General features: G+C 74.2%; 12 protein-coding genes. 11 read left to right on the top strand and 1 reads right to left on the bottom strand.

From position 1 onward, the window contains the following. Positions 1-41: 41 nt before the first annotated feature. The 8 genes from KPF22_RS21610 to KPF22_RS21575 all read left to right on the top strand — a co-directional run bounded on the left by KPF22_RS21610 (position 42) and on the right by KPF22_RS21575 (position 10,769). Positions 42-2,678, top strand: coding sequence for a valine--tRNA ligase (locus KPF22_RS21610; protein ID WP_224403136.1), 2,637 nt, complete (start codon positions 42-44; stop codon positions 2,676-2,678). A 7-nt stretch (positions 2,679-2,685) separates the two neighbouring features. After that, the gene (locus KPF22_RS21605) at positions 2,686-4,323 is read left to right on the top strand and encodes a folylpolyglutamate synthase/dihydrofolate synthase family protein (RefSeq protein ID WP_374107516.1); all 1,638 of its coding nucleotides are present in this window, start codon (positions 2,686-2,688) and stop codon (positions 4,321-4,323) included. Beyond that, on the top strand, positions 4,320-4,730 hold the full coding sequence (locus tag KPF22_RS21600; RefSeq protein WP_307799092.1) for a DUF4233 domain-containing protein: 411 nt from the start codon (positions 4,320-4,322) through the stop codon (positions 4,728-4,730). Before KPF22_RS21605 ends, KPF22_RS21600 begins: the two co-directional genes overlap by 4 nt. 72 nt (positions 4,731-4,802) lie before the next feature. Further along, entirely contained in the window at positions 4,803-5,213 is a 411-nt protein-coding gene (gene ndk, locus KPF22_RS21595) for a nucleoside-diphosphate kinase (RefSeq protein WP_062404405.1), read from the top strand. Next, the gene (locus KPF22_RS21590) at positions 5,210-5,734 is read left to right on the top strand and encodes a GNAT family N-acetyltransferase (RefSeq protein WP_224403134.1); all 525 of its coding nucleotides are present in this window, start codon (positions 5,210-5,212) and stop codon (positions 5,732-5,734) included. The genes ndk and KPF22_RS21590 overlap by 4 nt, the downstream gene beginning before the upstream one ends. A gap of 77 nt (positions 5,735-5,811) precedes the next feature. Then, positions 5,812-6,588: a hypothetical protein gene (locus KPF22_RS21585; RefSeq protein ID WP_224403133.1), complete on the top strand. Its 777-nt coding sequence runs from the start codon at positions 5,812-5,814 to the stop codon at positions 6,586-6,588. A 90-nt stretch (positions 6,589-6,678) separates the two neighbouring features. Then, complete coding sequence (gene dapA / locus KPF22_RS21580) at positions 6,679-7,557, top strand: 4-hydroxy-tetrahydrodipicolinate synthase (RefSeq protein ID WP_062401273.1); 879 nt, start codon at positions 6,679-6,681, stop codon at positions 7,555-7,557. Then, positions 7,554-10,769: a carboxyl transferase domain-containing protein gene (locus KPF22_RS21575; RefSeq protein ID WP_224403135.1), complete on the top strand. Its 3,216-nt coding sequence runs from the start codon at positions 7,554-7,556 to the stop codon at positions 10,767-10,769. Before dapA ends, KPF22_RS21575 begins: the two co-directional genes overlap by 4 nt. A 13-nt stretch (positions 10,770-10,782) precedes the next feature. Here KPF22_RS21575 and KPF22_RS21570 read toward each other — a convergent pair whose 3' ends face one another. After that, positions 10,783-11,592 carry a MerR family transcriptional regulator gene (locus KPF22_RS21570; RefSeq protein WP_208819397.1) on the bottom strand — a complete coding sequence of 270 codons (810 nt, stop codon included), beginning with the start codon at positions 11,590-11,592 and terminating at the stop codon, positions 10,783-10,785. An 87-nt stretch (positions 11,593-11,679) separates the two neighbouring features. Here KPF22_RS21570 and KPF22_RS21565 point away from each other — a divergent pair, with 87 nt between their 5' ends. The 3 genes from KPF22_RS21565 to KPF22_RS21555 are packed head-to-tail and all read left to right on the top strand — an operon-like array spanning position 11,680 to position 14,428. After that, positions 11,680-12,738 carry a ferredoxin reductase gene (locus KPF22_RS21565; protein ID WP_224403114.1) on the top strand — a complete coding sequence of 353 codons (1,059 nt, stop codon included), beginning with the start codon at positions 11,680-11,682 and terminating at the stop codon, positions 12,736-12,738. Positions 12,739-12,767: 29 nt separating this feature from the next. Next, on the top strand, positions 12,768-13,949 hold the full coding sequence (locus tag KPF22_RS21560) for an acyl-CoA desaturase (RefSeq protein ID WP_224403115.1): 1,182 nt from the start codon (positions 12,768-12,770) through the stop codon (positions 13,947-13,949). A 47-nt stretch (positions 13,950-13,996) separates the two neighbouring features. Beyond that, the gene (locus tag KPF22_RS21555) at positions 13,997-14,428 is read left to right on the top strand and encodes a hypothetical protein (RefSeq protein WP_224403132.1); all 432 of its coding nucleotides are present in this window, start codon (positions 13,997-13,999) and stop codon (positions 14,426-14,428) included. Positions 14,429-14,739 lie beyond the last annotated feature (311 nt).

Below are 14,739 nucleotides of genomic sequence, written 5' to 3'. Positions count from 1 at the left end.
GGGCCGGGAATCGTGTCGGTGTCGACTCGTAGACTTGACATGTGACCGAGACCCTGCCAGCGCGTACCGCCGACCTGCCCGCCAAGTGGACCCCGGGCGAGGTAGAGGGCGACATGTACCGCCGCTGGGTCGACGCCGGGTACTTCCGGGCCGACCCGTCGTCGGACGCCGACCCGTTCTGCATCGTCATCCCGCCGCCGAACGTCACCGGCAGCCTGCACCTGGGCCACGCGATGGACCACACGCTCATCGACGTGCTGACCCGGCGCGCCCGCATGCAGGGGCGCGACGCGCTGTGGCTGCCCGGCATGGACCACGCCGGGATCGCGACCCAGTCGGTCGTCGAGCGGCGGATGGCCGCCGCGGGCGAGCCCGACCGGCACGCGATCGGCCGCGCAGCGTTCGTGGAGAAGGTCTGGGAGTGGAAGGCCGAGTCCGGCGGCTCGATCCTCGGGCAGATGGAGCGCCTGGGCGACGGCGTCGACTGGTCCCGCGAGCGCTTCACCCTCGACGAGGGACTGTCCCGCGCCGTCGCCACCGTCTTCAAGAAGATGTTCGACGACGGACTGATCTACCGGGCCGAGCGCCTGGTCAACTGGTCCCCGGCGCTGCGCTCGGCGATCTCCGACATCGAGGTCGACCACATCGAGACCGAGGGCGAGCTGGTCTCGATGTGCTACGGCGACGGGGACGCCTCGCTCGTCGTCGCGACCACCCGGGTCGAGACGATGCTGGGCGACACCGCGGTCGCCGTCCACCCCGACGACGAGCGCTACGCGCACCTGGTCGGCACCGAGATCGAGATGCCGATCACCGGCCGGCGGATCCCGGTCGTCGCCGACGACTACGTCGACCCCGAGTTCGGCTCGGGCGCCGTCAAGATCACCCCGGCGCACGACCCGAACGACTTCGAGCTGGGCCGCCGCCACGACCTGCCGATGCCGACGATCATGGACGAGGCCGGCACCATCGCCGGGACCGGCACCCGCTTCGACGGCATGGACCGCTTCGAGGCGCGCGTCGCGATCCGCGAGGAGCTGCGCGCGCAGGGCCGTATCGTCGCCGAGAAGCGTCCCTACCTGCACTCGGTCGGGCACGACTCGCGCACCGGCGTCCCGATCGAGCCGCGGCTGAGCCTGCAGTGGTTCGTCAAGGTCGAGCCGCTCGCCCGGTCCGCGGGCGACGCCGTCCGCTCCGGCGAGACCGTCCTGCACCCGAAGGAGCAGGCCAAGCGGTACTTCGACTGGGTCGACAACATGCACGACTGGACCATCAGCCGTCAGCTGTGGTGGGGGCACCGCATCCCGGTCTGGTACGGCCCGGACGGCGAGGTCGTCTGTGTCGGACCGGACGAGCAGCCGCCGTCGGGCGAGGGCTGGAGCCAGGACCCCGACGTCCTCGACACCTGGTTCTCCTCCGGGCTGTGGCCGTTCTCCACGCTCGGCTGGCCGGACGAGACCCCGGACCTGGAGCGCTACTACCCGAACTCGGTCCTGGTCACCGGCTACGACATCCTGTTCTTCTGGGTCGTCCGGATGATGATGTTCGGGACCTACGTGATGGGGAAGGCCCCGTTCCGCGACGTCTACCTGCACGGGCTCATCCGCGACGAGCACGGCAAGAAGATGTCGAAGTCCAAGGGCAACGTCATCGACCCGCTGGCGCTGATCGACTCCTACGGCGCGGACGCACTGCGGTTCACCATCGCCCGCGGCTCCAACCCCGGCACCGACATGTCGCTGTCGGAGGAGTGGGTCGCCGGGTCCCGGAACTTCACCACGAAGCTCTGGAACATCACCCGGTTCGCCCTGGCCAAGGGCGCGGACGCGAGCCTGCCGCTGCCCGCGGACGCCGACCGGACCGACGCCGACCGCTGGATCCTGGGCCGGCTCGCGGAGGTCCGCGCGCAGACCGACGAGCTGCTCGACGGCTACCAGTTCGCCAAGGCGACCGAGGGGCTCTACCACTTCGCGTGGGACGAGCTGGCCGACTGGTACGTCGAGCTCTGCAAGACCCAGCTCGACGACCCGGCCACCGAGCCGGGCACCCGGGCCGTCCTCGGGCACGTCCTCGACGCGCTGCTGCGGATGCTGCACCCGATCGCGCCGTTCGTCACCGAGGCGCTGTGGACCGCGCTGACCGGCGGCGAGACCGTCGTGACCGCGGCCTGGCCGACGGCCGAGGGCACCGGTGCGCCGGTCGACGCGGCCGCCACGGCCCGGGTCACCGACGCGCAGAAGGTCATCACCGAGGTCCGCCGGTTCCGCACCGAGCAGGGGCTGCCCGACCGCAAGGCCGTCGCCGCCCGCCTCACCGGCCTCGACGCCGCCGGGCTGGCCGCGCACGAGCGCGCGCTGCGCTTCCTCAACCGGCTCGACCCGGCCGGTGACGACTTCGCCGCCACCGCGAGCTTCGAGGTCGCCACCTCCGGCGGTCCGGTCACCGTCGAGCTGGACACCTCGGGGGCGATCGACGTCGCCGCCGAGCGGGCCCGGCTCGGCAAGGACCTCGCCGCCGCCGAGAAGGAGCGCGACCAGGCGGACAAGAAGCTGACCAACCCCAAGTTCACCGAGAAGGCACCGGCCGAGGTCGTCGACGGGATCCGTGCCCGGCACGCGACCGCCGTCGCCGACATCGACCGCATCACCGCGCGGCTCGCCGCGCTCCCGGAGGCCTGATCCCGCCGTGGCGAAGGAGTACGACGAGTTCGACGACTTCACCGAGGCCGACTCGCCGACCTACGGCGGCGACCGGTGGGCCGAGGGCGGGTTCGGCGACTCGCCCGACGGTGAGCCGGCCGGCGGCGACGCCGAACAGCAGCAGGACGACGAGCCCGGTGGCGAGGACCGCTCCGAGGACCCCGAGGCGTCCGCCGCGGCACCGGAGGACACCCAGGAGGCCCTGATCGCGGCCGTCCTGGACGAGATCCGCGGCGGGGGAGACCCCGACGTCGTCCCGGCCCAGTCCACGGTGACCGGCTACGCCGAGTTCCTCGCCGTCGACGCGGCGCTGGACCGGCGCTGGCCGGAGTCGGTGATGGAGCCGTCGCTGGAGCGCATGCAGGCGCTGTGCGACGCGCTGGGCGACCCGCAGCGCGGCTACCCGGTCGTGCACCTGACCGGCACCAACGGCAAGACCTCCACCTCCCGGATGATCGACGCGCTGCTCACCGAGATCGGGCTGCGGACCGGGCGCTACACCAGCCCGCACCTGCAGCGCGCCACCGAGCGGATCAACCTGGACAACCGCCCGGTCACCCCCGAGCGCTACGTCGCGGCCTACCGCGAGGTCGAGCCGCTGGTCGAGCTCGTCGACGCCGCGCGCGGCGACGCGCCCGCGCTGAGCAAGTTCGAGGTGCTCACCGCGATGGCCTTCGCGGCGTTCTCCGACGCCCCGGTCGAGGCCGCGGTCGTCGAGGTCGGGCTCGGCGGGCGCTGGGACGCCACGAACGTCGCCGACGGGAACGTGGCGGTGGTCCTGCCGGTCGGGCTCGACCACGCCGAGTACCTCGGTGACGACATCACCGACATCGCCCGCGAGAAGGCCGGGATCATCAAGGAGGGCTCGGTCGCCGTCCTCGCGGCCCAGGACAAGCGGGTCGCCGAGGTCCTCCTGGAGCGCTGCGCCGAGGTCGGCGCACAGGTCGCCCGGGAGGGCGCCGAGTTCGGCGTCGTGGAGCGGGAGCTCGCCGTCGGCGGGCAGCGCCTGGAGCTGCAGGGCCTGTCCGGCCGCTACGACGAGATCTTCCTGCCGCTGCACGGCGAGCACCAGGCGTCGAACGCGGCGGTCGCACTGGCCGCGGCCGAGGCACTCGTCGGCGCCGGCACCGCGCAGCCCCTCGACCCCGACGCGGTCCGTGCCGCGTTCGCCTCGGTCCGCTCACCCGGGCGGCTCGAGCCCGTCCAGGGCGGGCCGGACCGGCCGACCGTGCTGCTCGACGCCGCGCACAACCCGGCCGGCGCCACCGCGCTCGCGGGCGCGCTGGGCTCGGAGTTCCGCTTCACCCGGCTCGTCGGCGTGATCGGGGTGCTGCAGGGCAAGGACGCCCGCGGCATCCTGGAGGGGCTGCAGCCGGCGCTGCACGAGGTCGTCGTCACCACCAACTCCTCGCCCCGCGCGATGGACCCCGACGAGCTCGGCGCGCTCGCCGCCGAGGTGTTCGGCTCCGAGCGGGTCAGTGTCGAGCCGTCGCTGGCCGAGGCCGTCGAGCAGGCCCGTGAGATCGCCGAGGAGGCGGGCGGGTCCGGGGTCGGCGTCGTCGTCACCGGGTCGGTCGTCACCGTCGGCGAGGCGCGGGCGCTGTTCGGAAAGGAACCGGAGTGAGCGACGTGCCGGGTGTGCCGGAGGGTGTGCGGCCGCCGCCCACCGACCCCATGAAGGGTGCCCGCGGCGTGTTCGCCGCGACGCTGATCCTGGAGGCGATCGTCGTCCTCCTGGCGCTGCTGGTGCTCCCGCGCTTCGGCACCGGGTCGACCGCGCTCGGCTTCGGGGTGGTGGCGGGCATCGCCGTCGCCATGATCCTGGCGTCCGGGGTGCAGCGGCGGCCGTGGGGGCTCACCGCGGCGCTGGTGCTGCAGGGGGCGCTGCTCGTCGCGGCGCTGGTGTTCCTGTCCTCGCTGGTCGTGGTCGCGGTGGTGTTCATCCTCGTGTGGGCGGTCCTGGTCTGGATGCGGCGCGAGGTGGCCCGCCGGATGGCGGCGGGGACACTGCCGTCGCAGCAGCAGGACTGACACACGGCGGTCCGGGCGCACTCGTGACGGTGGGTGCCGGACCCCCGGTGGGTCGTCGCTACCCTGTCGCGCGTGACTGAACGCACTCTCGTCCTGGTCAAGCCCGACGGCGTCGCGCGCAAGCTCGTCGGTGAGGTCGTCTCGCGCATCGAGCGCAAGGGCCTCGGCCTGGTGGCCCTCGACCTGCGCACGGTGGACCGTGAGCTGGCCGCCCAGCACTACGCCGAGCACGACGGCAAGCCCTTCTTCGAGGAGCTGCTGTCGTTCATCACCTCCGGCCCGGTCCTGGCCGCGGTCGTCGAGGGCCCCCGCGCCATCGCCGCCTGGCGGCAGATCGCCGGCGGCACCGACCCGGTGGAGAAGGCCACCCCCGGCAGCATCCGTGGCGACCTCGCCCTGGAGACCGGTTCCAACCTGGTGCACGGCTCGGACTCCCCGGAGTCGGCCGACCGGGAGATCAAGCTCTGGTTCCCGAACCTGTGACCCCAGGCGTCCCGGCCGTCCGCCGGGTCGTCGACCCCCGCCCCGGCGCCGCCGCCGCGCTCGGCGACCTCTGGATCGCCGTGACCGAGGCCGGCGGCGCCGTGGACTTCGTGCCCGGCGCCGACCCGGACGAGGTCCGCGCGCTGGCGGTCGAGACCGTCGACGCCGCCCGGTCCGGCGCGTCCCGGATGTTCGTGCTGGGGGAGGACACCGCCCCGCTGGGCACGGTCTTCCTGGTCCCGGGCACCGGCATCGCCGCGCACCGCGCCGACGTGCAGCGCCTCATGGTGCACCCGGACCTGCAGGGACGTGGTCTCGGCACGGTCCTGCTCGACGCCGCCGTCGCCCACGCCCGGGAGACGGGCCTGGCGATGCTGACCCTCGGCGCCCGCGGCGGCACCCCGCTGCCCGCGTTCTACGCCGCCCGCGGCTTCGTCGAGTACGGCAGGCTGCCCGGCGGGGTGCTGCTCTCCCCGGAGGACGCGCGCGACGTCCACCTGTTCTTCCTGCCGCTCAGCTGACCCCCGGCCCGCGGGAAGATCGATTCCCCCCGACGGCCGGATGGCAGAGGGCGTCCCCGCGGTCCACCATGTGGGCCATGACCGTGCTCACCCCGCGCCCGACGACCGCGGACCTGGTCCGTGGAGTCGTCGTGGCGGTCCTGGCGATCCTGCAGGTGCTCGTGTCGGCGTTCGGGGGGTCGGGGATCGGCGCCGTCGCGCGCGACTACGACACCCCGCTGCTGGCCGCGGGCTGGGCGTTCTCGATCTGGGGGCTGATCTACCTGGGCGTGCTGGTCTACGCCGGCTACGCCCTGCTGCCCGGCCAGCGCGGCCGCGAGGTGCACCGCCGCGTCGGCTGGTGGGTCGCGGCGACCGCGGTGCTCAACCCGCTGTGGATCGCGGCCTTCTCGAACCGCTGGGTGGTCACCGCCGAGGTGCTGCTGGTCCTGCTCGTCGTCGCGCTCGGTGTCGTCTACGGACGGCTGTCCCGCGGCGTCGCCGACGGCTGGGCGGAACGGCTGGCGATGCGGCTGCCGCTGGCCATCTACCTCGGCTGGTCCTCGGCCGCGCTGGTGCTGGGTCTGATGGCGGCCGGCGTCGCGGTCGGGCTGCCGTCCGACGGGGTGCTCCCGCAGGTCGCGGCCATTCTGCTGCTCGTGATCCTCACCGCGGTCGTGCTGTCGGTCGTCGGCTCCACCGCCGGGTTCGCGGGCTTCGCCGGAGCGCTGTGCTGGGCGCTGCTCGGCATCGTGGCGGGCGACCGGCCGATCGCCGTCACCCTCGTCGCGACGGTCGCGGCCGGTGTGATCGCGGTGCAGGCGGTGCGCCGGATCACGCGGTCGGTCCAGCCCGCCCGGCTGGCCCTGGGCTGAGCCGGCGGCTGAGAGGAAACCCGCACCGGGACGTCGGTCCCGCTTGCTACGGTCGCACCGGCAGGAGCAGCGGTACCAGGGAGGCCCGGCATGATCACCGGAAGCATCGTCGCGATCGTGACCCCGATGCACGACAGCGGCGAGGTCGACCACACGGCCCTCGGCGAGCTCGTCGAGCGGCAGGTCGACGCGGGCACCGCGGCGATCGTCTCGGTCGGCACGACCGGCGAGTCGTCCACGCTGTCGGTGCTCGAGCACACCGAGGTCATGCGGCGCACCATCGAGGTCGCGAACGGCCGGGTCCCGGTCATCGCCGGCACCGGGGCGAACTCCACCGACGAGGCGATCCACCTGACCCGCGCCGCGCGGGCGGCCGGTGCCGACGGCGCGCTGCTCGTGACGCCGTACTACAACAAGCCCCCGCAGGAGGGCCTCTACCAGCACTTCAAGCGGATCGCCGAGACCGTCGACATCCCGCAGTACCTCTACAACGTCCCGGGCCGCACGGCCTGCGACATGCTGCCGTCGACGGTGGCCCGGCTGGCGGAGATCCCGAACATCGTCGGTCTCAAGGAGGCCAAGGGCGACCTGGACCGGGTCCGCGAGCTCGTCGCGCTGGGCCTGGACGACTTCGCGCTGTACTCCGGTGACGACGGCACCGCCCGCGCGTCGATGCTCGCCGGCTTCCACGGCGACATCTCGGTGACCGCGAACGTCGCCCCCGAGACGATGGCCCGGATGTGCAAGGCCGCCGTCGCCGGTGACGCCGAGACCGCCTCCGCGCTCGACGCCGACCTCGCGGGCCTGCACGCGGCGCTGTTCTCCGAGCCGAACCCGATCCCGGTGAAGTGGGCGCTGGCCGAGCTGGGGCTCATGCCCGGCGGGATCCGGCTGCCGCTGGTGCCGCTGGACGAGTGGCACCACGAGGATGTCCGCGCCGCGCTGCGGGCCGCGGGCCTGCTGTCCTGAGTCCTACGCTCCCCGGGGCGCTGCTCGTCGCCAACCGCGCCGAGATCGCGGTCCGGATCATGGAGACGGCGTCGGCGCTGGGCGTGCGCACGGTCGCCGTGCACGCGGCCGACGACGCCGCCTGCGCGCACGTCGCCCGCGCCGACGCCGCCGTCGCGCTGCCCGGCACCGGCGCCGCCGCCTACCTCGACGTCGACGCGCTGGTGCGGGCCGCCGTCGACGGCGGGGCCGGCGCGCTGCACCCCGGCTACGGGTTCGTTTCCGAGAACCCGGCGCTGGCCCGGGCCTGCGCGGACGCCGGGGTGGTGTTCGTCGGGCCGTCGCCGCGGACGCTGGAGCTGTTCGGGGACAAGGCCGCCGCCCGCGACCACGCGGGCGCGCTCGGCGTACCGGTGCTGGAGGCCGTCGAACCCGCCGACGGCGCCGCGCTGCTGTCCCGCCTCGGCCCCGGCGGCGCCGTCATGGTCAAGGCCCGCTCCGGCGGCGGCGGGCGCGGGATGCGCCCGGTCACCGACCCGGCCGACCTCGACGACGCCGTCCGCCGCTGCTCGTCCGAGGCGCTCGCCGCGTTCGGCGACGGTGCGGTGCAGGTCGAACGCCTCCTGCCGGCCGCCCGGCACGTCGAGGTGCAGGTCCTCGGTGACGGCACCGGCGCCGTCGTGCTGGGGGACCGGGACTGTTCCGCGCAGCGCCGCCGGCAGAAGCTCGTCGAGATCGCGCCCGCCCCCGCCGTGCCCGCCCCGGTGCGCGCGCGGCTGCACGAGGCCGCGCTGCGCCTGTGCGACGGTTACCGCGGCCTCGCCACCGTCGAGTTCCTGCTCGCCGGGCAGGACATCGCGTTCCTGGAGGTCAACCCGCGGATCCAGGTCGAGCACACCGTCACCGAGGAGACCACCGGCCTCGACCTCGTCGAGCTGGGGCTGCGGGTCGCCTACGGCGCCCGGCTCGCCGACCTCGGCCTCGTCACCCCGCCCGCGCCGCGCGGGGCCGCGGTGCAGGCCCGGGTGACGACCGAGACCGTCGGACAGGACGGGACCCTCGTCCCGGCCGCCGGGACCCTGACCCGCTTCCAGCCGCCCGCCGGGCGCGGGGTCCGCGTCGACACCCACGGCTACGCCGGGTACCGGGTCGGGCCGCGCTACGACCCGCTGCTGGCCAAGGTCGTCGCCCGCGGGGCGACGCCGGACGCCGCGGCCGCCGCCACCCGGCGTGCCCTCGCCGGGTTCGACGTGGCGGGCGTCGCGGTCACCCTGGGGCTGCTGCAGGCCGTCCTCGCCCGCCCCGAGCTGGTCGACGGGACCCTGGACACCACCTTCGTCGACCGGCACCTGGCCGAGCTGGCCGCGGCGCCCCGCGAGACCGTGCTGCCCGCGCCCGGTGCGCCGGCGCCCGGTGCGCCTGCGGCCGGTGACGCCGCCGGGAACGGATCGGCGCCGGGCCCGGCGGTCGAGGTCCCCGCGGACCGGACCGCCGTGCGCGCGTCCCGGCCCGGCGTCGTCGTGGCGCTGCCCACCCCGGCCGGGCAGGTCGTCGCCGCGGGCGGCGAGGTCGTCGTCCTCGAGTCGATGAAGATGGAGCACCCGGTCACCGCGGAGCGGCCGGCCCGGGTGGAGACGGTCGTCGTCGCCGTCGGGGACGCGGTCGAGGCGGGGGAGCTGCTCGCCGTCCTCGCCGACGCCGACGCCGCGGACGCCCCCGGCCGTACCGAGGACCTCGACCCCGACCGGATCCGGCCCGACCTGGCCGAGGTCCGCGACCGCCGCCACGGCGGGCTCGACGCCGGCCGGCCCGCCGCCATCGCACGCCGGCGGTCCGCGGGGCGGCGCACCGCCCGGGAGAACGTCGCCGACCTGCTCGACCCCGACAGCCTCGTCGAGTACGGCGCGCTGACCCTGGCGGCGCAGCGGGCCCGTCGCAGCACCGCCGAGCTCGTCGCCCGCACCCCCGCCGACGGGATCGTCACCGGCACCGGGACCGTCGGCGGACGCCCGGTCGCCGTGCTGGCCTACGACTACACCGTGCTCGCCGGCACCCAGGGCGTGCTCAACCACCGCAAGACCGACCGGCTCCTCGAGCTCGCCGAGCGCGACCGGCTGCCGGTCGTCGTGTTCGCCGAGGGCGGCGGCGGAAGGCCGGGGGACACCGACACCTCCGCCGTCACCCAGCTCGACGTGCCGACCTTCCGGCTGTTCGCCCGCCTGCGCGACCGGGTCCCGACCGTCGCGGTCGTCGCCGGCTACTGCTTCGCCGGCAACGCGGCCCTGGCCGGGGCCTGCGAGCTGATCGTCGCGACCGAGGGCAGCAGCCTGGGCATGGGCGGCCCGGCGATGATCGAGGGCGGCGGGCTCGGCGTCGTCGCACCCGGTGACGTCGGACCGATGCCGGTGCAGTGGGCGAACGGCGTGGTCGACCTGCTCGTGCCCGATGACCGGGCCGCGGCCGCCGCGGCCCGTCGGTACCTGCGCCACGTCGCCGGGGACCCGGTGGCCGGCGGGCACGCCGACCAGCGGCTGCTGCGCCACCTCGTCCCGGAGAACCGGCTGCGCGCCTACGACGTCCGCCGCGTCGTCGACACCCTGTGCGACACCGGCTCCGTCGTCGAGCTGCGCGGCGGGTTCGGCGCGGGGATGGTCACCGCACTGGCCCGGCTCGACGGCCGCGCCGTCGGCGTGATCGCCAACGACCCCGAGCACCTCGGTGGCGCGATCGACGGCGACGCCGCGGACAAGGCCACCGCGTTCCTGACGCTGTGCCAGGCCCGCGGGTTGCCGGTCGTGTCGCTGTGCGACACCCCGGGGTTCATGGTCGGCCCGGACGCCGAGCGCACCGCGACCGTCCGCCGGTTCGGGACGATGTTCGTCGCCGGCGCACGGCTGACGGTGCCGCTGGTGACGGTCGTGCTGCGCAAGGGCTACGGCCTCGGCGCGATGGCGATGGCCGGCGGTGACCTGCACGCACCGGTGCTGACCGTGGCCTGGCCGACCGGTGAGTTCGGCGGGATGGGGCTGGAGGGCGCTGTCCGCCTCGGCTTCCGCGACGAGCTGGCCGCGATCACCGACGAGACCGCGCGGCGGGCCCGCTACGACGAACTCGTCGCCGGGTACTACGAGCGCGGCAAGGCGCTCGGCGTGGCGACCGTGTTCGAGATCGACGACGTCATCGACCCCGCCGACACCCGGGCCGTCGTCTCCCGCGCGCTGCGCGGGCGCTGACCGGCGCCGGTGGTCAGGACGGCTCCGCCCCGTCCGCGGACGGCCCCGCGGCGTCGGGTGCGACCGTGGGGCCCGCGCTCGTGGTCTTCACGTTGCGCACGATGTCGCGGCCGAAGGTGACGTCGACCCGCTCGGCCACGGCCAGCTCCAGCACGGCGATCATGACCTCGCCGGAGATGCGGCGCATCCGCTCGATGGTCTCGTAGACGCGCGGCCACTGGTCGTCGGGACGGCCCTCGGCGTCGAAGGGCTGCCAGATCTCGCCGAGGAACAGGTCGACGTAGAGCCGGGCGACGGCGTCGGCGTGCTTGCGCAGCTGCTCCACGACGTCGAGCGAGCGGGTGATCGGGATGCCGAGACCGGTCAGCTCGGCGGCGGCGTTCATCAGCCGCGGGCTGATCTCCTCGTAGGTGTCGTCGCCCAGCTCGCGCAGCAGGCCCATCTTGACCCCGCGCTTGGCGACGCCGACGTCGGTGCTCTCGTACCGTTCGGCGAGCTCGGCGAGGTGCACGATCTGCCGGTCCTCGGGCGCGAACAGCGCGCGGACGGTCCGGATGAACTGCACGACCTGCTCGGTGGAGCCACCGGTGGTGTCGAGCAGCTTCTTGATCGTGTCGAGCTTGACGCCCTCGTCCTGCAGGTCCTGGATCAGCTCCAGACGCGCCGCGTGACCGGGGCCGTAGTAGCCCGTCCGGGCCTTGACCTGCGGCGGGGGCAGCAGTCCCCGGGACTGGTAGGCGCGGATGTTGCGCACCGTGACACCGCTGGACCGCGCCAGCTCGTCGATGGTGCGCCAGTCCGCCGACTCCGGGTCCTCGACCATGACACGGAGAATAACAGGCGGACATGTGACACAGGATCCAGGAGACCCCGGTTGCTATGTGACATCAGACCGTGCACAGTTGATGTCATGTTCCGATCCGCTCCTGGCACGACCTCGCGCCGCCGGGGCCTGCTGGCCGCCGCGAGCGCCCTCACGACCCCGCTGCTGCCCGAGGACTTCCTGACGCTGGTCGACCCGCTCTGGTCGACCACGTCGCTGCGCGGCCGGGTCGTCGCCCGTCGCCGCGAGACCGGCCGTGCGGTCTCGGTGACCATCGAGCCCGGGCGCGCCTGGGCCGGGCACCGCGCCGGCCAGTACGTCGGCATCGGCGTCGAGGTCGACGGCGTCCGGCTCACCCGGAGCTACTCGCTGACCTCCCCCGAGGACGCCGAGCACCTCACCGTGACCGTGCAGGAGGTCGAGGGCGGTGCCGTGTCGCCGACCCTGGTCCGCGACCTGCCGATCGGCACGATCGTCGAGCTCGACCAGGCGGCGGGCGGTTTCGTCCTGCCCGACCCGCTCCCGGGGAAGCTGCTGTTCGTCACCGCGGGCAGCGGCATCACCCCGGTGATGGGCATGCTGCGCACGCTCGACCGCGCCGGGACGATGCCCGACGTCGTGCTCGTGCACGGCGCCCGCACGCCGGAGGACACGATCTTCCGCGCCGAGCTGGCCGGCCTCGCCGCGCGGCACCCGTCGCTGCGGGTCGTGCTGCGCCACAGCGCCGTCTCCGGGCGGCTCGACCCCGCGACCCTCGACGCCGCCGTCGCCGACCGGGCCGACCGGGCCGTGTACGCCTGCGGCCCCGACGGCCTGCTCGACGCCCTGGAGGATGCCTGGGACGGCGTCACCGCCGAGCGCTTCACCCCGCCGGCCCGCGCCACCGAGGGCACCGGCGGCACCGTCGACCTCGGCGGCGACGACGTCGTCGTCGAGTCCGGCCAGAGCCTCCTCGAGGCGGGGGAGGCCGCCGGGAAGCTCATGCCCAGCGGCTGCCGGATGGGCATCTGCTTCGGCTGCGTGCTGCCGCTGCGCGAGGGCCGGGTGCGCGACCTGCGCACCGGCGAGGCGCACGGCGAGCCCGGCGACCTGATCCAGACCTGCATCAACTCCGCGTGCGGGCCCGCCCGCATCGACCTTCCCTGACACACCCGCTCCGACCGAAGGAGGTCCTCATGACCGCCGTCCTGGAGAACCCCACGCACGCCGAGCCCGGCCCCGAGGAGACCGGCCGCGAGCAGCACCCGCAGCGCCCGGTGCTGGAGCTCGTGCCGTCGTCGCGCCGCGAGGACGTGGCCGCGACCACCGACCTGACCGCCGAGCAGATCGAGGAGCTCGGCCGTCGCCTCGACGCGATCCGTGACCGGGTCCTCGCCGAGCGCGGCGCCTCGGACGCCGAGTACATCCGCGGCGTCATCCGCAAGCAGCGGGCGCTGGAGATCGGCGGCCGCGCGCTGCTGTTCGCCGGTGTCCTGCCCCCGGCCTGGATCGCCGGGACCGCCATGCTCTCGATCGCCAAGATCCTCGAGAACATGGAGATCGGGCACAACGTCATGCACGGCCAGTGGGACTGGATGCGTGACCCGAAGATCCACTCGTCGACCTGGGAGTGGGACAACGTCTCGTCCTCGGCGGAGTGGAAGCACTCGCACAACTACATGCACCACACCTACACCAACGTCGTCGGCAAGGACCGGGACGTGGGCTACGGGATCCTGCGGCTGTCCGAGGAGCAGCGGTGGACGCCGTACTACCTCGGCAACCCGCTGTACAACCTCCTGCTCAGCCTGTTCTTCGAGTACGGCGTCGCGCTGCACGACCTCGAGGTCGAGAAGGTCGTGGCGGGGGAGAAGCCGCTGAGCCGGGTGTGGCAGCAGGTCAAGTCGATCGGCCGCAAGACCGGGCGCCAGATCCTGAAGGACTACGTCGCGTTCCCCGCGCTGGCCGGGCCGTTCTTCCTGCCGGTGCTCGCGGGCAACCTCACCGCGAACCTGGTGCGCAACGTCTGGTCGCACGCGGTCATCTTCTGCGGGCACTTCCCGACCGGCGCGGTGCAGTTCACCGAGGAGCAGTTGGAGGACGAGAGCCGCGGCGAGTGGTACGTCCGTCAGCTGCTGGGCTCGGCCAACCTCGAGGGCGGCCGGTTCTTCCATCTGATGACCGGCCAGCTGTCCTTCCAGATCGAGCACCACCTGTTCCCCGATCTGCCCAGCAACCGCTACGCCGAGATCGCGCCCGAGGTGCGGGAGCTGTGCCGGGAGTACGGGCTGGAGTACACGACCGGGCCGCTGTGGAAGCAGTACATGCAGGTCCTGGGCACGATCAACCGACTGGCCCTGCCGAACGGGAAGCGCTGATAGCTTCCGTTCCGTCCGATCCGTCCGGGTCGGCGGAGGGGGCGGTCGTGCGGCACCTGGTGGGGATCCTGGTCGGGCTCGTCGGGACGGCGGTGGCGCTGGTCGTCGCCGGTGCGGGGATGGGCACCGCCTACGAGTCGATGATGCGGATGGACCTCGACCGGGTCCCCGCCGGCTCGGGCCTGCTGCTCGTCGGCGGGCTGCTCCTGGGCGCGGTGGTGCTCGCCGCGCGCCTGTCCCCGGGCGCACCGCTGACCGGGGCCGTACTGCTCCTGGCCGGCTCGGCGTGGACGCTGGTCGACCCGCAGGCGCCGTTCGCGCTGGGTCGGGGACTCGGCTACCTCCTGGGCCTGCAGTACGGGATGCTCCTGGCCGGGCTGCTGGCCGTGGCCGCGTTCGTCGTCCCGCGGCGGCGGGCCGAACCCGGCCCGCCGCCGTCCTGGGCGCACGGCCCGTCGTCGGGGCCGGTCGTCCACTGACCGGCCCGGCCGTTACAGGGCGGGGACGACGTCGAGGAAGCCGTGCACCTGCGCGATCCGGCCGTCGCCGTCGGTCGCTGCTGAGCGGCCTCGACCCGGCCGTGCTCGGGCCGCCGCCGAACGTGCACCGGGTCTGCCTGCACCCCGCCGGGCTCGGACGTGCTGCCGCCGCTGGTCCTCGACACCGACGACGGCACGCTGAGGTTCCACTCGGTGGTCTCGACCTTCGGCGCACCGCACGACGTCACCCCCGCCGAGCCGGCACTGGAAGACCTTCCTGCCCCGACGACGCCACACGCGCCGCCCTCACC

The organism is Pseudonocardia sp. ICBG1034 (assembly GCF_020131375.1).
In the GTDB taxonomy this organism is placed as follows: Bacteria; Actinomycetota; Actinomycetes; order Mycobacteriales; family Pseudonocardiaceae; genus Pseudonocardia; species Pseudonocardia alni.
The sequence above is the reverse complement of the archived record's forward strand: the minus strand, read 5'-3'. Positions and strand labels throughout refer to the sequence as shown.

Excerpts from the sequence above, each read along its gene's own strand:
- KPF22_RS21585 (WP_224403133.1), top strand. The coding sequence starts at position 5,812 with ATGACCGTGCTCACCCCGCGCCCGACGACCGCGGACCTGGTCCGTGGA.
- dapA (WP_062401273.1), top strand. The coding sequence starts at position 6,679 with ATGATCACCGGAAGCATCGTCGCGATCGTGACCCCGATGCACGACAGC.
- KPF22_RS21570 (WP_208819397.1), bottom strand. The coding sequence starts at position 11,592 with ATGGTCGAGGACCCGGAGTCGGCGGACTGGCGCACCATCGACGAGCTG.
- KPF22_RS21565 (WP_224403114.1), top strand. The coding sequence starts at position 11,680 with ATGTTCCGATCCGCTCCTGGCACGACCTCGCGCCGCCGGGGCCTGCTG.
- KPF22_RS21560 (WP_224403115.1), top strand. The coding sequence starts at position 12,768 with ATGACCGCCGTCCTGGAGAACCCCACGCACGCCGAGCCCGGCCCCGAG.